This is a genomic window from Dysgonomonas mossii DSM 22836 (genome assembly GCF_000213575.1).
In the GTDB taxonomy this organism is placed as follows: domain Bacteria; phylum Bacteroidota; class Bacteroidia; order Bacteroidales; family Dysgonomonadaceae; genus Dysgonomonas; species Dysgonomonas mossii.
On record NZ_GL892004.1, the window covers coordinates 98,541 to 118,814 of the forward strand.

At 39.0% G+C, this 20,274-nt stretch carries 15 protein-coding genes; 6 read left to right on the forward strand and 9 right to left on the reverse strand.

What is annotated here, in order from left to right; genetic code table 11:
- Positions 1–3: 3 nt before the first annotated feature.
- From murC to HMPREF9456_RS00455, 5 genes are read left to right on the forward strand one after another with little or no spacing between them, the layout of a single operon-like run.
- Positions 4–1,371 carry a UDP-N-acetylmuramate--L-alanine ligase gene (murC, locus tag HMPREF9456_RS00435; protein WP_006841460.1) on the forward strand — a complete coding sequence of 456 codons (1,368 nt, stop codon included), beginning with the start codon at positions 4–6 and terminating at the stop codon, positions 1,369–1,371.
- Positions 1,368–2,105, forward strand: coding sequence for a cell division protein FtsQ/DivIB (locus HMPREF9456_RS00440; RefSeq protein WP_006841461.1), 738 nt, complete (start codon positions 1,368–1,370; stop codon positions 2,103–2,105). Before murC ends, HMPREF9456_RS00440 begins: the two co-directional genes overlap by 4 nt.
- A 58-nt stretch (positions 2,106–2,163) precedes the next feature.
- Positions 2,164–3,492 carry a cell division protein FtsA gene (gene ftsA / locus HMPREF9456_RS00445; protein WP_006841462.1) on the forward strand — a complete coding sequence of 443 codons (1,329 nt, stop codon included), beginning with the start codon at positions 2,164–2,166 and terminating at the stop codon, positions 3,490–3,492.
- Positions 3,493–3,537: 45 nt separating this feature from the next.
- Positions 3,538–4,827: a cell division protein FtsZ gene (gene ftsZ / locus HMPREF9456_RS00450; RefSeq protein ID WP_006841463.1), complete on the forward strand. Its 1,290-nt coding sequence runs from the start codon at positions 3,538–3,540 to the stop codon at positions 4,825–4,827.
- A gap of 21 nt (positions 4,828–4,848) precedes the next feature.
- Complete coding sequence (locus HMPREF9456_RS00455; RefSeq protein WP_006841464.1) at positions 4,849–5,301, forward strand: GatB/YqeY domain-containing protein; 453 nt, start codon at positions 4,849–4,851, stop codon at positions 5,299–5,301.
- Between the two features lie 63 nt (positions 5,302–5,364).
- Here the strand turns inward: HMPREF9456_RS00455 and HMPREF9456_RS00460 are convergent, their stop codons facing one another.
- From HMPREF9456_RS00460 to HMPREF9456_RS00495, 8 genes are all read right to left on the reverse strand, one after another.
- Positions 5,365–6,036 carry a YiiX family permuted papain-like enzyme gene (locus HMPREF9456_RS00460; protein WP_006841465.1) on the reverse strand — a complete coding sequence of 224 codons (672 nt, stop codon included), beginning with the start codon at positions 6,034–6,036 and terminating at the stop codon, positions 5,365–5,367.
- 18 nt (positions 6,037–6,054) lie between these two features.
- Entirely contained in the window at positions 6,055–7,887 is a 1,833-nt protein-coding gene (mutL, locus tag HMPREF9456_RS00465) for a DNA mismatch repair endonuclease MutL (RefSeq protein WP_006841466.1), read from the reverse strand.
- Positions 7,888–7,900: 13 nt separating this feature from the next.
- Entirely contained in the window at positions 7,901–9,673 is a 1,773-nt protein-coding gene (locus HMPREF9456_RS00470) for an OstA-like protein (protein WP_018074720.1), read from the reverse strand.
- A 105-nt stretch (positions 9,674–9,778) separates the two neighbouring features.
- A complete protein-coding gene (locus HMPREF9456_RS00475; RefSeq protein WP_018074719.1) occupies positions 9,779–11,164 on the reverse strand; it encodes a peptidylprolyl isomerase in 1,386 nt (461 codons plus the stop codon).
- 80 nt (positions 11,165–11,244) lie between these two features.
- Positions 11,245–12,111 (reverse strand): peptidylprolyl isomerase, encoded by an 867-nt coding sequence (locus HMPREF9456_RS00480; RefSeq protein ID WP_006841469.1) that lies wholly within the window; start codon positions 12,109–12,111, stop codon positions 11,245–11,247.
- Complete coding sequence (locus HMPREF9456_RS00485; protein WP_006841470.1) at positions 12,108–14,129, reverse strand: peptidylprolyl isomerase; 2,022 nt, start codon at positions 14,127–14,129, stop codon at positions 12,108–12,110. Before HMPREF9456_RS00485 ends, HMPREF9456_RS00480 begins: the two co-directional genes overlap by 4 nt.
- Positions 14,130–14,349: 220 nt before the next feature.
- Positions 14,350–15,825, reverse strand: coding sequence for an IMP dehydrogenase (gene guaB / locus HMPREF9456_RS00490; RefSeq protein WP_006841471.1), 1,476 nt, complete (start codon positions 15,823–15,825; stop codon positions 14,350–14,352).
- Positions 15,826–16,029: 204 nt separating this feature from the next.
- Entirely contained in the window at positions 16,030–18,945 is a 2,916-nt protein-coding gene (locus HMPREF9456_RS00495; RefSeq protein ID WP_006841472.1) for a calcium-translocating P-type ATPase, PMCA-type, read from the reverse strand.
- A 404-nt stretch (positions 18,946–19,349) separates the two neighbouring features.
- Between HMPREF9456_RS00495 and HMPREF9456_RS00500 the strand changes: the two genes are divergently transcribed.
- Positions 19,350–19,925: a 5'-methylthioadenosine/S-adenosylhomocysteine nucleosidase family protein gene (locus tag HMPREF9456_RS00500; protein WP_006841473.1), complete on the forward strand. Its 576-nt coding sequence runs from the start codon at positions 19,350–19,352 to the stop codon at positions 19,923–19,925.
- 67 nt (positions 19,926–19,992) lie between these two features.
- On the opposite strand, the gene HMPREF9456_RS17325 is transcribed toward HMPREF9456_RS00500, so the two are convergent.
- Entirely contained in the window at positions 19,993–20,148 is a 156-nt protein-coding gene (locus tag HMPREF9456_RS17325) for a hypothetical protein (RefSeq protein WP_006841474.1), read from the reverse strand.
- Positions 20,149–20,274 lie beyond the last annotated feature (126 nt).

Consider the following 20,274-nt stretch of genomic DNA (forward strand, 5'->3'; position numbering starts at 1 on the left):
AACATGAATAATATAAAAGCAGTATACTTCATCGGGATCGGTGGCATCGGGATGAGCAATCTGGCTCGCTACTTTATGTCGAAAGGCAAAAAGGTAGCAGGGTATGATCGTACCGAAACACCATTGACAAAAGAACTGGTAAAAGAAGGCGCAGAAATTCACTATTCGGACAGTGTAAGCCTGATACCCGAATACTGCAAAGAGAAGGATACGACATTAGTGGTGTATACTCCGGCTGTTCCGTCGGAGAACGAAGAGGTTATATATTTTCATCAGCAGGATTTTACCATACAGAAACGTGCTCAGGTTTTAGGAACTATCACCAAATCGAGTAAAGCACTCTGTTGTGCAGGAACACACGGAAAAACAACTACCTCAAGTATGTTGGCACATATACTTAAACAATCCCACCTCGATTGTAATGCTTTCTTAGGCGGTATATTGAAAAATTATAGCAGCAATCTTATGCTTTCAGACAAAAGTGAGTTTACCGTTATCGAAGCTGATGAGTACGACCGATCTTTTCACTGGCTGCATCCGTATATGGCTCTCATTACCTCTGTAGATCCCGATCATCTGGATATCTACAGAACGGAAGAAGAGTATCTCAAAAGCTTTGAAAAATTCACCACTCTCATCCAACAGGGAGGAGCATTGGTGATGAAACACAATATAAAACTCTCACCCAAAGTTGGAGAAGATATTAAGGTATATACCTACTCCGAGGACAAAGGGGATTTCCATGCAAAGAATATAAAAATAGGCAACGGCGAAATTCGCTTCGACTTTGTTACTCCAAAGGAAGTAATAGACAACATACAACTTGGCGTTCCTGTAAGAATCAACATAGAAAATAGTATCGGAGCAATGGCTCTGGCATGGCTCAATGGTGCTACACCTGACGAACTGAGACATGCAATGCTTACATTTCAGGGGGCAAAGCGTCGTTTCGATTTTATCCTTAAAACAGATAAGATCGTGATGATAGACGACTATGCACATCACCCTCAAGAGCTGGCAGCAAGCATTACATCTGTTAAGGAATTATATCCTGACCGCAAGGTTACAGGCGTTTTTCAGCCTCACCTCTATAGCCGAACAAAAGATTTTGCCGATGAGTTTGCGAAGAGTCTTTCTTTGCTTGACGAACTCATTTTACTGGATATATATCCTGCAAGGGAAAAACCGATAGAGGGTGTGACTTCAAAAATAATTTTCGATAAGGTTACCTGTCCTAAAACATTGTGTAACAAGCAAGAATTATTACCTTTATTGGAAAATAAAAATGATATTGAGGTTCTATTAACAGTCGGAGCAGGAGATATCGATCAATTGTTGGAAGCAATAAAAGAAGTTTTAGAAGATAAATGATAAAAAAAATATTAGTCATCGGGGGAATATGCCTTCTTGCAGGCTATCTTATTTTCTCGGCTTTTTATTTCGAAAAAAAGCCGCAGGATGACTTTTGCACAAGTTTTGAAGTAGAAATAAAAAATAGCGCCGAGGGCAATAAGTTTATCGAAACAAAAGATATTGTAAGTTATATCAAAGATAAAGGACTTGATCCTACAGGCAAACAATTAAAAAACATTAATACAAACAAGATAGAAGAGGCCATAATGGCCAATCAGCTGATAAAAGAAGCCAACGTATTTGTTACAAACAATAGAGCCGTAAAAGCCGTAATTGAAGAGCGGAAGCCGATTCTACGTGTTATAAGCAGCCTTGGAGGAAACTATTATATAGATAACACGGGCAATAAAATGCCTCTTTCTAATCGCTCTACGGCATACCTTCCTATAGCAACAGGAGCAATAAAAGAAGAGTTTGCAAAGACCGACTTATATAAATTTGCATTATTTTTGCATAATGATGAGTTTTGGAATGCACAAATTGAACAAATAGTCGTACTACCTAACCAGGATATTAAATTAATACCCCGTGTCGGTGATCATCAGGTCATACTAGGCAGTGTGGACGGATGTAAAGAGAAGCTTGCCAAATTGCTCACCTTTTATCAAAACGGGCTTAACGAGACCGGGTGGAATAAATATTCAGTCATAAATCTGAAGTTTAACAAACAAGTTGTTTGTACAAAACGTTGAATAAAGAAAAAGATCTGGACAATTCTTTCGAATTGGACTGTAAAGGAGAAGAAGATATATGGAACAATCAGGATTTATTGTAGGTATTGACCTTGGCACATCAAAAATTGTTGGTGTACTGGGACGTAAGAATGAACAAGGCGTTATTTCCATCTTGGCATCGGAATGTATACCTGCCGATTCATGTGTAAAATATGGGACAATATATAATATAGATGATGCCGCGGGCAAAATCAAAGGACTTATCCACCTGTTAGAAAACAAGACAGGGAAGAAAATAGGAAAAGCTTATGTTTCTGTTGCCGGAAAATCACTTCGGGCAATAGAACACAAAGAGACTAAATTGCTCGATGGTACTACCCCTATCACATTTGCCATACTCGATGGCATGGAACAGCAAGCGAAGCTGAACAAGCCCGATTTCTTTGCCAACTATAGCGTTCTCGCTCCTGAATATTACCTAGATGGACAATATGAAGAAGACCCGATTGATAAGGTTGCTTCTGTAATTGAAGGCCATTATCGTCTGGTTATCGGACGCCCTAATATAAAAAGTAATCTTGCGAAAAGTACAGAGAAGGCTCAGATTGATATTGCCGGATTTATTGTAGGCCCTGTAGCCGCAGGTGCTCTCGTTCTGGAAGAACAAGACAGACAAGCAGGATGTGCACTCGTCGATTTCGGTGCAGGTACGACTACACTATCTATATACAAGGGCGGATTGCTTCGCTATATGGCAGTCATTCCGTTTGGAGGACGTACGATTACGAAAGATGTTCAGGGATTAGGTTTTGTTTTCGAATCTGCCGAAACATACAAAATACGTTATGCAAAATTAGGTAAAGAAAAAGCAAGACCAACCAGCGATACTTCAGCCGATATAGACCTCAGAGAGTTGAACAAAGTGATACAACTACGTCAGGACGAAATTATCCTGAACGTTATTCATCAGATAAAAGAATCAGGATTTGGAGATAAACTGGATGCCGGAATTATTATAATAGGTGGAGCATCGCAAATGACAGGGCTGGAAGAATACTTTGCAGACAAAGCACAACTCCCGGTAAAACGGGCAACACCTAAACGTGTATACATAAACAATGCAGCAGAATTGCTGCAAAATCCGGTATATACACAGGCTCTTAGCTTATTGCTTTTTGCAAATGAAAATTGCGAAAGAAAAGAAGCCTTCAGACCAGAACCTGTAGCGGTTCAACAAACAACTCCTACCCCGCCTGCTACCGAAATAGAGGAAGATGAGGATGAGGAAGAAGCTCCTAAGCCTAAGAAGGGAAAGAAAGATAAAAACAAAGGGCAAACATCGCTCTTTAGGTTCTTCGAAAAAGTACAAAACTTTGGAGGAACAGTATTCAACGATGAAGAATAATCGAAGTAAATCCCTTAAGTTATAACAAAACAAATACGCTAAGATATGGATGAAAAAATACTGGATTTTCAATTCCCAAGAAAAACTCAGACAATCATAAAGGTAATCGGTGTAGGTGGTGGTGGCGGTAATGCCGTAAACCACATGTTTAATGAAGGTATACATGATGTGTCATTTGCATTGTGCAATACCGATAATCAAGCATTGTGCGAATCTCCGGTAGAAACACGTGTCCAACTGGGAAGGAAAACAACGGAAGGACTTGGAGCAGGAAACCGTCCCGAGGTTGCAAAAGCAGCAGCAGAAGAGAGCCGTGAAGATCTGGAAAAACTATTGGGAGACGGAACCAAAATGGTATTTATCACTGCCGGAATGGGAGGTGGTACCGGAACAGGAGCAGCCCCTGTAGTAGCCCGTATTGCTAAAGACCTGGGAATACTTACAGTTGGTATTGTTACCATACCATTTGTATTCGAAGGCCGTAAAAAGATTATACAAGCACTGAAAGGTGTAGAAAATATAGCACGCAACGTTGATGCACTGCTTGTGATCAACAATGAGAGACTGATTGATATATATGCCGACCTGACTATCCCCAATGCTTTTGCAAAAGCTGACGACACGCTCACGATTGCAGCGAAGGGCATTGCCGAGATAATTACAGTACACGGACATATAAATCTGGACTTTGCAGATGTGAAAACCATTCTGAAAGATGGAGGAGTAGCCATCATGAGTAGTGGACGAGGCGAAGGAGAAAATCGTGTGGAAGATGCAATTGTAAACGCACTTCACTCTCCATTATTGAATAACAATGATGTATTTGATGCCAAGAAAATTCTATTCAATATCTATTCGAGCGAAGAAGAACCGCTGATAGTAGAAGAGATGGAAGCTGTTGCCAACTTTATGAAACGCTTTGGCCCTGAGATAGAAGTTATTTGGGGTACTGCTATAGACAAAAATCTAGGCAAGCAGGTAAAAATAACCTTACTGGCTACAGGATTCGGTATGTCGAGCATCCCGGGCATGGAAAGTGATCTTATCGAAATTGATGAGGAAGAAGAAGAGGAAAGAATCAGACAGGAAGAAGAAGAAAAACGCCGTATCAACGAAATGATTGAAAAACATTACGGAAAAGATGGCGTACAGACTGTCGCTGTTCGCTCCTCATTTTTCGGACAAAAGCCAATTATCCTATCTACAGAAGAATTGGATAATGATAAGATTATTGACGCTTTGGAAAACACTCCGGTATTCAAACGTGATGAGAAATTCAACCCAAGCGAATACAAGCCGGAAATGAAGAAACAAGGTGGCCTTTTTAATGACTAAATCATAATAAAAAATACAACAATGAACTTATTTGATAAAGTAAGCGAAGATATCAAAGACGCAATGCGCGCAAAAGACAAAATAAGACTGGAAGCATTGCGGGGAGTAAAAAAGGAGTTTCTTGAAGCAAAAACAGCGAAAGGAGCTAATGATGAATTATCTGACGAAGCAGCAACTCTTATCTTGCAAAAGATGGTGAAGCAACGTAAAGATAGCGCAGAAATATATAAAAATCAGGGGCGTGAGGATCTGGCTGGAGATGAATTAGCACAGATTGCTGTTATAGAAGCATACCTGCCAAAGCAATTATCACAAGAAGAACTGGATGTAAGAATCACCGAAATTATAGCTCAAGTAGGAGCTTCATCTCCTGCGGATATGGGTAAAGTGATGGGTGTAGCTACAAAAGCTCTTGCAGGCATTGCTGCCGGAAAAGCTATTTCTGAAACAGTAAAAAAGCTGTTGAATAAATAACACTGATATAATTTTATTATAAATATAAAAAGCAGAATATTCGAATATTCTGCTTTTTGTATCTTATAGAGTATGAGAAATGACCGTCTCCAGCATACTACTATTAAAAATAGATGCAGGGGAAATTACGACCTCATCTTTCGGAATTTTATCTCCGTATCGTTCTTTTAGTTTTTGTTGGACTTCTTCCCCTGTCAAGTTAAAGTCTCTTAAGTATTGCAGCTTGCCAACTTCAACTTCTGCGCCTCGCTTATAGATTTTCCAGACAAGCTCAGAACAGTATATTTTCTCGTCCGACCAGTCAAATGCAGAGTCATAACTTTTCCCCAAGAGCTTAGCCCCCTCCTCTTTCATTTTCTTCAGCGTGTTAAAGGTTAATATCTGATTTGCAATTCTCAGACGCTTGATTACATAATGCCCATCCTTTCCCTTTGCGACCCATTCATCCAAAGGTGTCAACTTTACAGTTTCAGCAGCCTCATAGACATAGAATCTACCATTATTCTTATAAATAATGCCACAGTGAGAGTACTTTGAATTTGTAGCTTGTTGGATAGCCTCACTCTGAGCCGAGAGCGAAGTCTGAAAGATTATATCGCCATCCTCTATCTGTTCTTCCCTAGTAGCTTTAGCCCTATCGGTAGAGACCGTCGTTGATGGATAAAAGTAGTAGCCACATAGCCCTAAAATAAAAAAGATAGTAAAGATGAGAGAGATAATTTTCGCCTTTCTCATAGATAAATAATTTATGGTTTACTTGAACATCTTCTCTATCGCATCATCTTCGAGCATAGAGATAATTGTTTTTCCGTCAGGAGTATGTTTATATGCTGAGGAAGCAAAAAGCTGATCGACAATCTTATTCATCTCCTCTGTAGACAAAGTATGCCCATAAGGGATTGATGCAGCATAAGCCATCGAAAGTGCCAGTGCCTCGCGTATTTCTTCTTTTACATCGCTACCGCTCTCTATACTCTTATTTATAATGTTGTGCACAAGCTGTACAGAGTCTATATTAGTTATTTCGGCAGGTGTACCATTTATAGCATAAGAACTATTTCCTAAATGGCTGAGATCGAAGCCTACGGCCTCAAGATCGTCTTTCAGATAAGGCATCATAGCAGCCTCCGATGGAGACAGCTCGATAATCTCGGGAAATAGTGCACGCTGTGAGATGCCTCTTTTATGCTCTATCTGAGATAAAAACTGATCGAACAATATACGAATATGAGCACGATGCTGATCGATAAGCATTAGTCCCGATTTAACGGAAGTAAGGATATAGCGGTTCTTGTATTGATAATGTACCACCATTTCGGGAACTATCTTTTCAGAATCGCCTGTTTGTTGCTGACTAAAAATATCAACATCGGGGGCAACCTCTGTAGAAAAATCGGCAGTATTTTTATCACTTTCAAAACCTTTGTATAACTGATCCAAATCGAACTTTGGACGCTGATAGTTTGTTCTTGCAGGCGACTTGAATGGATTATATGACGGATCTATATTTACTCGAGGTTGAGATATATTTTTTGAAGGATCGTGAATCGGTATATCTATAGCTCCTTCGGTATCAAAGTCTATTGTAGGCACTTCATTAAACTTACCCAATGCCTCCTTGATGGCTGCGGTAAGAATTTGCCAGATAGGTTGCTCATTTTCAAACTTTATCTCTGTCTTTGTCGGATGTATATTTACATCGATAGTAGAAGGATCAACTTGAAAATAAATAAAATAGTTTGGATACTCCCCGTTCAGAATCAGAGGCTCAAAGGCAGATTGTACAGCCTTATTAAAATATGCATGACGCATATACCTGTTGTTCACAAAAAAGAATTGCTGAGCTCTGGCCTTTCTAGCAGATTCGGGCTTACCTATAAAGCCGGTTATCTTAGCCAGTGAAGTATCTATATCAATAGAGATAAGCTGCTGATTGAAATTCTTGCCTACAACATTTACGATACGCTGCCGTAAACCTCCGGCCGGAAATTTTAATACTTCTACATCATTATCTATAAAGGTAAATTCGATGGAAGGATTTACCAGAACAATACGCTCCAGTTCGGTAAGAATATTTCTACGTTCGGTATCGTTCGATTTCAAAAATTTACGACGGGCAGGAACATTATAGAATATGTTCTTTACAGAGAAATTACTCCCTACCGGACAAGCCACAGGTTCCTGATTTTCGACTCTCGACCCCGCTATTTGCAGCAAAGTACCCAGCTCGTCTTCAGCCCTTCTTGTTTTAACTTCCACATGCGAGATAGCGGCAATAGAGGGCAAAGCCTCACCCCTGAACCCCATGGTGTGAAGATCAAACAAATCATCCGCCTTTCTTATCTTAGATGTAGCATGCCGTTCAAAGGCCATACGGGCATCTGTTGCCGACATTCCTTTTCCGTTATCTATCACCTGAATCAGTGTACGGCCGGCATCCTTAATGATAAGCTGTATACTGTCTGCGCCGGCATCGATGGCATTTTCAACTAATTCCTTCACCACTGACGAAGGCCGTTGAATAACCTCTCCTGCCGCGATTTGATTGGCTATAGAATCGGGTAAAAGATGTATTATATCACTCATTATTATTCTATGGTTATTCTTCCCGATTAAAGACTGATGTTTTACTCCGTTGAGGTTTCACATCTGATGCTTTACGAGAAACTTTCCTGAATATATCATCTTTATCTAAAGGTCGTAAATAATCGTACCAATAGAAGTCTGTTAAACGCAATTGTTCGGGAGTAATCAGATCGAAAGGTGTTGTTTTCCCTACAGATTTGGGCCATGTAACAAGCTTCTCGAATGCACCATCCTTCATGAATATCTGTAGATAACTGCTTTCAAGCCAATTGAGAATACCTGATAGTTCTTTATTTTTCTCTTCGGGATACGATATTGTCTCCACATTACCTTCTGCTAATACTCTTTCAAGCTGTTTGTTCTGGAAGAAAAGCTTCATAGAACGGGATTTCAGCTGATTGTAATGTAGCGAGTCTTTTTGCTCTATCGAGAAACTATATCGTTTGACATGCATATGATCGATTGTACTATCATTCATATAAATGTCTATCGTATCGCCATAAAGTTGCCTGTTTGTATTCCACAGTACAGGATCTTTATACATATGGAGTATAGAATCTCTTGAGTTGAACTGTAAAGAGTCACAAACTCCTTGCATATCGGAGCGATAGAAACGGACTCCGTAATATGCTTTTATCTCTCTGAAAGTAGTCACTTTAGATTCTTCCTTTTTCCCGGGAGGTAATGCCGATGGCAGAGAGTCAAGCGAAAAAGAGATGTTTGGCTGAGCATGAAATGAATCTGAATGAACTTTACCAATAGAATCGCTATATAAGGAATCCGCAGCGACTTTATCATGCTTTTGTATCTTCAGATTGGTGGGCTTGATGCTATCTACTATTGCAATCAACTTAAGAGTATCGGCATGAATATATAGTGTATCGCCTTGCGAATACTCGATACAGTAAGCCGAATCGGTAGCCAGCGCATAGTCTGTCAACTCATTATAGAAACCATAATGACCTCTTAGGATGACTTTTTTAGTCGTATCTTGCAAAAACATATTGCCAAATACCTCGCCATATCCTTTTGCCTTATGGTACGAGATGGAATCTCCTCTCAAGATACGATTGCCCTCCTTGTTTACAATTGTAGATTGATCCAACAAGAGAGACTCCTCGGTTGAAGTATTATACCAACCTTTGCTGGAATAAATAATACCACTGTCGGAAACAATTTTGGTAGGTGTATAGATTGTTGCTATTTTACTATCCGTATTATATTTGAGACGATCGGAATATAACTTAAACTTATTATTCACAAGAATCACACTATCCTTGAATGTTGCCAGCTTGAGTGCAGGCTCATATTGCCCCCAGTAGGACGTAAGTTCATTCAACGAATCGACGAGCATACCACCATCAAAGTAATAACCGATATTCATCATACGGTCATAATTTAAACTGTCGGTAAACAATGTTCCGCTACCATGTTCGAGGCGTACGTTCTCTCTGAACATTACAACCCTTGTATTTCCATCATAATGCATATAATTGCCATACAGAAAAAGGGTATCGCCCTGTTCCATTCGTACGTTGCTAAATGCATTAAAAGAGTTCATCTTTTCGTCATAGTAGGCACTGTCGCAATACAGATACGCCCCATCGTGAAAGAATATAACACTATCTTTCAATATCTTAACATCTGAACCCGCTCGGGCAAACAGTTCCTTACTAAATACAATGTCTATTACTTTCTGTTTTCCTTTTGCCTGTTGAGGTTTTTGCTGACTCTGAGGCTTTTGAGGCACTTGAAGGCTATCCACATCCATATGTGGAGAAATCATCATTTGTGCCGATGCATAAATAGCAATCAGGCATAAAACACTGATTGCAGATATTCTATGCCTTTGCGTTATGTATGTAATAAATTTCTTAAACACTTGTTATATTTACTTGCTAGCCTGATCTTTTTTAATCCAGTCGGGATATTGGAAATCACAGTTTTCCCAATCCTTATCTATTCTTACATAAGTACTCTTTATTTTTGTTTGGAGCCACTTTTTCAGAACCTCTTCATGCTTCTTGTTTTCTACAATCGCCTTCAATGTCTGATAGTCGTCAGATACATTTGCGATATGTCCTTCGGTTTTGCTTTTCAACTTTATAATGGCAACAACTTCTTTACCGCTATTCTGCTTCATTGTGAATGCAGGCGATATATCTCCTACCTTCATATTGTTTACAATCTTACCTATTTCGGTAGGAAGTTCTTCCATTGTAAAGCGAGGAGTACCATAGTTTGTACTCTCTTTGTAGTTTACCATCAGCCCGTTATTCTTCCTTGTATTTTTATCGAAAGATAGTACTGTAGCATCTTCGAATGTAAACTTGTTTGCTCTTATATCATTTGCAATAGAGTCTAGTCTGAATTTTGCTTTATTCATATCTTCTGTCGACACCTTCGGACGAAGCAGTATGTGACGGAAGTTAGCCCTATCACCTCTTCTTTCTATCAACTGAATGATATGGAAGCCATATTCTGTTTCTACAATATTTGATACTTTTTTAGGGTCAGATAAAGAGAATCCTACACTGGAGAACTCCGGCAATAACTCGGCACGTCCCATAAAGCCCAGTTCACCACCATTTGGAGCCGAACCCGGATCTTCGGAATACATGATTGCTAAAGTAGCAAAGTCGGCAGTTCCCGAGTTTATCCTGTTTGTATAATCTCTCAGCCGATCTTTTACCTGATCAATATCTTTTAATGGAATCACAGGTTCATTCGTTATAATCTGCACTTCAACCATTGTAGGGATATAAGGCAAACTGTCTTTTGGCAGCTGAGCGTAATATTTACGGACTTCGGAAGGAGTCAGATTTGTTTTTTTCCCAACCAAGCTCTTCTTTACTTCTGAAACCAGATATTCATTACGAATTTGTTCGCGCCATTCGTCCCTGAGCTGTGACATAGTAGAGCCTAGATACTCTTCGGCTTTCTCTTTTGAGCCCAGATTGGCTATAACATTATTCTCATATCTCGATAGCTGGCTGTTAACTGCTGATGCCGGCACTTCTATACTATCTATCTTTGCCTGATCGAGGAACAGCTTCTGAACAGCAAGTTGCTCCGGAATCAAACAATAAGGGTCTCCCTCGATGCGTTCACCGCGAGACAACATTCCCAAGCGAACTTTTTCCACATCCGATTTCAGGATAGCTTCATCCCCTACTACCCATATTATTTCATCTATAACATTATTCTGAGCATAGGATAAAATACCCGACCCCAATAGTATTATTAATAAAATTAATTTTCTTGCCTTTTGCATCATTTTTGTCTGTTTATTAAAAAGTGGCGTAAATATAGTGATAATGTATCACTTTTTCTTAACGTAAAAAAAGAAGTTATAGTCTACTTATTATAAAACTTAATTTCATTATCCGAAATGGCCTTATTATACAAGTCCTGTTGCACCTTATTAAGGTAATCACTTTTCCTTTGTTCTGTATAAATTTCCATCAATTGATTTTTTATATACTCATAAGGAGCTTCACTTCCCACTGTCCTGTATTCTTTCACATTCAATAGATATACGAATGAAGAATCCCGGGCTTCTATATTCTTATTGATTTTCAAAAAGTCTGCCCCGTTATCCACCGACAGTGGCATATTATCTATAATCTCATTGAAGCTCACCCACCTATTGTAGAAATATTCGTACCCGACTGCATTCTTCAATGTATTCTTCTCTATATTTTCTACAGCTGCATCTGTCGGTTGTTTATACCACTTGAGAAAATTATTGAGTTCTTTTGAGTCAAGCGGAACTTTCAGATACAATCCCTTTATTATATTTTCTTTAAGCTTCAGCTTATCTTTATTCTGTTCGTAAAAAGATTGCAATTCAGCATCGGAGACAGATTTTAATAAATGCTCCTTCAACAATTGCTCTTGATATAGATTCGAAATAAGAGTCTTGCGATAATTTTCTATCAATCGTTCTATCTCCTCTTTATTTACTATATTTTTTTTCGCCTTGTCATACAACAGCTGATCATTTATCCACATTTTTATGTAGGCATCTGCCGCAGCAGTACTATCTTGCGCAGACAGTGTACGGGGAACCGTATTGTTGAGCTCATCCATATACAAGGTCTTATCCCCGACTGTGACTACAGGAACTTGGCTCAGATCAGGCGCATCAGTACTTCCTTTACTGCATGACAGCATAGATATCAAAATCGATGCAGGTATTATAATAATATTATAGATTCTCATTTTATTGTATTCAATACAGAATTATTTATCTCCACTTTATATTTCTTGCGTAAATCAGCCTTCCATTGTTGTTCGAGCAGAGCTTGATAATCAGACTCAACAGCATATCTCACATCATTATAGTCTGTTGGCTTTGAAACAAAATCACCCAAAACAATAAAGTACGGATAGCCCATTTTTGCTTTCACTTCTTTTCCCGCAAAGACCTTATTATCTACATACGGGTTTTCACCCTTAGCCCATATTCCGGGTTCCATCAGCACCCTGAGAGAATCTTTATTCAGAGCATGTCTTATTTTTTCAATAAGAATATCTCTGTTCTTCTCACTCTTGGACAATGATGTAGCAACAGTTAGTGCTTTTTCATCTTTTGCATAAACAATCAGCCCTCTATACTTTGTTCCGCCAAAGGAATATTTATTTTTATTTTTCTTGAAATATTCCGACAAACCTTTTTCGTCAGTAGTGGCACGTTCCCATATATTCTTATTCATTACGCCAAAAGATAAAAGTCCATTAGAGATTTCATCTAATTGCTTCTTATATTCAGGTTCTCTATTTGGTAGAGATAAGTAATAATAATCAGTCAGGCAACGTGAATAATATGCATTAAAATATTCTTTCAGCACATCTGTGGATAACGAATTATTGATAGCCTCAGTGTATACTACCGTTTCAGGAGCATCGGTCGGCTTATTATCCATCAAGTTTTGCCTCAATCGAATATATTCAACAAAGTTAGCAACTGTATATATCTTCTTATCTCCAAACGAAAATAAAATATCGTTATTATTATCAACATTTTTCAAAAAGGAAGAATCTTTAGGAGATATCTTATTTGCTATTTCATTCAGTCTGTCATAAGCCACACGATTGAAGTTAAAACCTAATTCTTGTGACATTCTTTTCCGTTTTTCAATAGTCATTTCTTCCGACTTGTCACTTTCCAGTATGCGAGCTTTCAGCGCGCTCTTCATATCAGCATAAGACGGAACTGGAATTTTTTTCAGTAGCCGGATAATATGAAATCCATATTCCGATTGTACAGGTTCGCTCACATCTCCTTCTTTTTTGAGATTAAAAGCTGCTTCTATAAAGGTTGGAGATAGACGGGATTCCAAATTCAAAACCCCAAAATGGCATCCCTTTTCACCCATTTGCATTACACGAGTAAACTCATCACACAATGATTGATAATCTGAAGCTGTACGGATATTCCGATACTCTCTCCAAGCAACCTTCCCCACACTGTCTATTTGATTAAGATCGGCAGGGATACGAGAAAAATTAAATAACACTTGCTCTATATCTACCGAACCTACAGCCGGGCGTTTATTTAAGACCTGTATGATATGATACCCATCCGAACACCTTATCGGCATACTAACCTCGTTAACATGAAGAGAGTAAATCGCCTGCTCTACTTTAGCATTAAACATAAAAGGAGCAACCCAGCCAATATAGCCGTTTTGTCGATTATAATCCAAAACAGTAGAAGACGATAATACTTTACTATACCCTTCGGCTGCGAACCCATTTTTAGATAATCTCCCTTGCAAATCTATCGCTTTTTGGTATAGAACAACTGTATCGGCAGGATATATTATTTTTTCTTCGAATGGAACAAGTACGTGATTTATTTCCACGTTTTGCTGCATCCTATTATATATCTTCAACAAATAATCATTTTCGCAAATCGTATCTTGCATATATTTACGAGACATGCCTACTCTTGCCGCAGATAAATCTCTTATATAATTTCCGGTTGTATCGATTCGCTGAGCTTTAGCCTCTGCAATATTCAACCTAAAATCTATGTATGATTGAACAAAGTCGGGAAGAGATTCTTTTTCACCATCAGACCTTGAGACATTACTTTCTCTGTAAGCTTTCTCCAACTCTGATTTGAATACAGGTTTTCCATCAATCTGAATAGCGACAGGGTCTACCTGCTGTGCATGCAGATAGAAAGTAGCATGTAGTGTGATAAGAAAGAATACAAGTCGTCTTTTATTCATATATCAAGCTGATAAACTTATAAAAAACAAAGATACAAGAAATAAAGGCTCGTAATGTTTTAAAATATTCTAAAATAAAGGAATACCAATAGTTTTTTAATATGAGGGACGATTAGTTAGCAGAAGTAACACCATCAAACGAGCCGATAGATATTAACAAAAACGAATGGCTGCCGATTGGCAACCATTCGTATTATAATAAATTCTGTCCAATCAAATTTTATTCTCCTCTGCTGTAATTTGGAGCTTCGCTTGTAATGGCTACATCGTGAGGATGACTTTCTGCAACACCCGCATTCGTGATACGAGTAAACTTAGCATTGTGCAGCTCGTCAATATTCTTTGCTCCGCAATACCCCATTCCGGCACGAAGACCACCGGTCATCTGATAAACAACTTCAAACAATGAGCCTTTGAAAGGAACACGGGCAGCAATACCTTCCGGCACAAGCTTTTTAATATCAGCTTCCATATCTTGGAAATAACGGTCTTTTGAGCCTTTTTCCATTGCTTCCAAAGATCCCATACCACGATATGACTTAAACTTACGCCCATTGAAAATAATTGTTTCGCCCGGAGACTCCTCTACTCCGGCAAGTAACGATCCCATCATAACAGAGTAGCCTCCTGCTGCAAGAGCTTTCACAATATCTCCCGAATAGCGCAAACCGCCATCTGCAATCAACGGAACATCTGTCCCTCTCAGTGCTTTCGCAACATCATAGATAGCCGATAACTGAGGAACCCCGATACCTGCGACTACACGTGTAGTACAGATTGAACCCGGACCGATTCCCACTTTTACTGCATCTGCTCCGGCATCAACCAGATATTTTGCAGCATCGCCGGTTGCTATATTACCCACAACAATATCGATGTTGGAATAAGTAGTTTTTACTTTTTTCAGCATCTCAACCACTCCTCTTGAGTGTCCATGAGCAGTATCAATAACAATTGCATCTACTCCGGCCTGAACAAGAGCATCAACACGCTCCAGCGTATCATAGGTTACTCCCACACCGGCAGCAACACGCAAACGTCCGTGTTCGTCTTTGCAGGCAAACGGTTTATCTTTTGCCTTTGTAATATCTTTATATGTGATTAGTCCGATTAGTTTATTATCGGAATCAACTACAGGTAGTTTTTCTATCTTATGTTGCTGAAGAATATCTGCTGCTGCTTCAAGGTCTGTAGTCTGGCGTGTTGTAATGATATTTTCTTTTGTCATCACATCATCGATCAACTCATTCATATCACGTCTGAAGCGCAGGTCACGATTGGTCACAATACCAACCAAACGGTTGTTTGTGTCCACAACAGGAATCCCCCCGATTTTGTATTCAGCCATCATTGCCAAGGCATGACCAACTGTTTTGTCACGAAGAATACTTACAGGATTTGAGATCATTCCGTTTTCTGCACGTTTAACAAATCGAACTTGCTGTGCCTGGGCTTCTATAGACATGTTTTTGTGTATAACACCTATACCACCTTCACGAGCTATGGCGATAGCAAGCTTAGCCTCGGTAACAGTATCCATTGCAGCCGAAACGAACGGAATGTTTAATTTGATATTGCGTGAGAAATTTGTCGACAAATCGACTTCGCGGGGGAGAACTTCTGAATAAGCGGGGATCAACAATACATCATCGAATGTCAATCCATCCATTACAACTTTATCTGCAATAAACGACATATATTAAAGAGCTTTTGAAATTTATTGCGCGCAAATATACATATTTTTGATGAATTATAAGCAACAAACTTTCAAAAAACAATGCTTTTTTAACTTAAGAGGTTCTTTCAATATTGAAATAGGCTTATCTAACTTCCACATTAGATAAGCCTATTTAATATAACCTGAAAAGATTGTCAGGAAAATATATTTTTATTTATCAAATCATTTTTTTCTTATCAGTCTCACCAATTCGCCAATCCAGAGAACAACAGATGTGCCGCCTATAATAATGCCCCAGTCTTGAATGGTTAGCGGCATAGTACGAAATACATCGCCACCAAAAGTAACAATCAATATCTGTCCTACAAGAATAATCAAGGCTACCAACTCAAAGCCTGCGCTTTTATTTAATCCTGCAAAAGCGGATTTACCTGTTGCATAGGCTTTGGCATTAAACATATTCCAGAATTGCAGTAGAACGAAGACTGTAAAGAAATACGACAAGAAGTAACGCTCCCTATCTCCTTCGGCAACATAGCTAAAGAATGAATTCAAGTGAACAGGACCTGAAAAATAATACATCATTCCGAGGAGTAATATAACAAACATTACGCCTGTAAAAAGAATATGTTTAGCAATGGAAGGCGTCACAATAAAATCACTGTTTTTCCTCGGCTTAGTTTTCATCACATTCGGGTCAGGAGGTAATGAAGCTAATGCTCCGGCCGCAAAAGTATCCATAATCAGGTTTACCCAAAGCATCTGCGTTACGGTTAACGGCAGCTGCTGCCCAAACACAGAACCCAAAAATACGATCAAAAGTGCAGCCACGTTGATAGTCAACTGAAACAACATAAAGCGCTGTATGTTCTTATAGAGCGAACGCCCCCACATCACAGCAGTAGCAATACTACTGAAGGAATCGTCGAGTAGGGTTATATCACTCGCCTCTTTGGCAACTGATGTTCCCGAGCCCATCGACAAACCTACATCAGCATAATTGAGAGCAGGAGCATCGTTTGTCCCGTCACCGGTTACAGCAACGATCTCCCCTTTCTGTTTCAGGAGATGCACAAGCCGCTGCTTGTCTGTCGGACGAGCACGACACATTATCTTCAAGCCTTGTACTCTATTGAGCGCTTCTTCATCTGAGAGTTTTTCGAAATCAACACCACCAATAATATTCAGATCGGTATCCTCATCATCTTTCCAAATACCAATCTGACGTCCTATTTCTTTAGCCGTACCATACGTGTCGCCTGTAACAATTTTTACGCCGACACCCGCACTCAAACAATGCTGCACAGCCTCAGGCACATCAGAACGTACAGGATCGGAAATACCTGCTATTCCAAGAAATACCAATTCTCCTTTAATCAAATCTTCCACAGCCGCTTTTGCATCATCTACATACTGGTATGCAAAACCGAGCGTACGCATTGCCTGATTCTGATATTGCAATAGCTGACTATTAATTTTTTCTTTGTATTCATTTACCGGAACGAGACCTTCGGTAGTAATTACATGTTTGCATTTACTCAAAACTACTTCTGGCGCACCTTTTACATACAGAACTTTCTTCCTCAGTTTTGGAGAGTCTACAAAAGTTGCCATAAACTTACGTTCGGTAGAGAATGGCAATTGCTCTATGATAGCTTCTTTGTTACGAATATTACTATATAGGATTTTACTATTGTTGAGCCAAAGCAGCAAAGCTCCTTCGGTAGGATTTCCTAAAGCCGCCACTTTCTTAGGGTCTGAGAAATCTAAAAATGCAGTAGAGTTTACCGATATATTCCCTATCACAAGACGGCTGATTTCGCTGTCGGTCAATCGCTGATCTTCCAATCCGTAGAAATTAGTGCTGGCAACCTGCATTTGGTTTTGAGTCAATGTTCCTGTCTTATCTGTACAGATAACAGTGGTAGCTCCCATTGTTTCCACAGCATGCATTTTGCGCACAAGATTATTCATCTTCAACATGCGACGCATACTAAGCGCAAGACTAAGCGTAACACTCATCGGCAAACCTTCGGGAACAGCAACAACAACCAATGTAACCGCCACCATAAAGGCCTGTAAAATCTCTGTAGCCGTATCAAGATTTATCCACGAACTACTATTCAGCGGATCTACGCCAAAAACATATCCGATCGATGAAATGGCAACCGTCACCAATACTCCTGTCAAAAGCCATCTCAACCATCCTCCTTCTTTCACAGACTTAGGAAGTTTAGAGTCTTTGCCCAGCAATTCGAGACCTCCATATATAATAGGCAGCCATACTTTTATCATGCCCACTGCTACCCCCAACATTGCACCGGCAAGCAAAGCAAGCTGTCTTTTTTGCATAGGTACAATAGGATCGAAAACAACATCCTTAAGAACAAGGACTAAAAATGTGAAAAGGGCTAATATAAGACCAACAACACCGATAAACTTAGCCAAAGAGTCTAACTGACGGTTCAATGGTGTTTCGCCTTCAACTTTTTCGGTCGCCTTCACCGCCACTTTTCCGAATTCGGTATTATCTCCAATACGATGTACTTCAAAAACACCGTGCCCATTTATGACCTTCGTTCCTCTAAGCACCCAGTTTGAAGGATAAGTAACTCCTTCTTCGAAATGTTCGGGGTCTGTAGTCTTATCTATACTCAGCTCTCCTGTAAGGCAGGACTCATCTATTTGCATTGATACAGCTTCGAGTAATTCGCCGTCAGCCGGAACCTCGTTGCCTATCTCAAGCAAAACAATATCACCAACTACAATATCTTTTTTGGCAACCTGCTTTACATTTCCGTTGCGCATCACCATAATCTGGTCTTCGTCGTTCACCTGATTGAGGACGTCAAACTTTTTGTTGGCATCCATTTCGAACCAAAAAGAGACGCCTGTTGCCAGAAGAATAGCACAAAAAATACCGATAGTCTCTATATACTCATTATGTATAATAGAAATCCCTAAGGACAAGAATGCGGCAATAAGCAATATACGAATGATCGGATCTTCAAACTTTTTCAAAAAAAGTTTCCAAAGAGGTTCTTTTTTGGGGGGAGTGAGAATATTTGCACCATGCTTCTGCCTGCTTGCTTTCACTTCACTATCGGAGAGACCTATGTATTTTTTTCTACCTTCCATTATTTATTGGTTATTTATCTTTAACGTCTTTAAAACCTTATTGGTTATTCAAAACCGACAAAGTTACGTTCATTTAACATAAGATGGAATATCTGTCGGTTAAATTATTGTTACAAAATCACCTCCCCCATCATTCGATCATCATAGAAACCGGGATTTAGAATCATATTTTTATTTACTATCCTAAGTATTAGCTGAGATATAAATTTGATATTTTCTTATTTTTACTCAACAAAGTAGAATGTTAATGCAGATGAAAAAAAATTATCTTATATAAAAGGGATTGATATGATTGGGGGAGAAAAGTTACAATCAAATATGAACTAAACCTGTTACTTTTGTGACTTTTTTATCTTTATCCAATTCTTTTATATTCCTTATATTTGCAAATAAGATTCAATAACATGATTAAAGAACTATTAAATAAAAATCCTTTATACGTTTTTGCACTCGAGAGTGAAGCCTCAGATAAGTTTGTAAATGAAAGTCCGCTTTTTATTGGTGTGGGCAAGGTTAACGCAGCTTATCATTTAACAAAGCGGATTGCACAGAATAAACCAAGTATTATTATCAACCTTGGATCGGCTGGCAGCAACTTTTTTGAAAGAGGGTCGGTAATCTGCTGCACCCAGTTTATACAACGAGACATGAATGTAACAACACTCGGTTGTGAGTTATATGAAACACCTTTTTCTAACACAAAACCGATCCTAGAATATGGGATTCGGATCGACAGCCTGCAAGAAGGTGTTTGTGGAACCGGAGACAGCTTCGAAATGAGCCACAATACATCAGATTATAACATTGTAGATATGGAAGCCTATCCATTGGCGTATATTGCGAAGAAAGAAGACATTCCGTTCCTGTGCCTGAAATATATTTCGGATGGCGCTGACGATAATGCTGCCGACGACTGGAGCGTTACAGTAAAAAAAGCAGCAGAAGCACTCAGACAAGCAATAGACGAGCTAAAAAGATAGTAGTATTCAACCGTATAATAGCATGGGGGGCTTTCATTTTTTAAGTTAATAAGGTGAACGAAAAGAATCACTCTTTCTCATCATCAAATAAAAAGTCATCGGAACATAGTTCTTCTATAGCAAGTGCGAGTTGCACATTAGAACTATCTTTCCTGTCAAGAGATTCGATTTCTTTCTTAGGAGCGTATTTCAAATTCTCCTTCTTGTTCTTGTCATCTTTCATATCCAACGTTCTTATTAGTGTATTTATCTAATTAGACGATTTAGATTTAAAAATATTTCAATTTACTTCTTTTTTTCTTTTTTTATGATTTTACCTTTATTACGGCTTCAAAGGGAATATATTTGC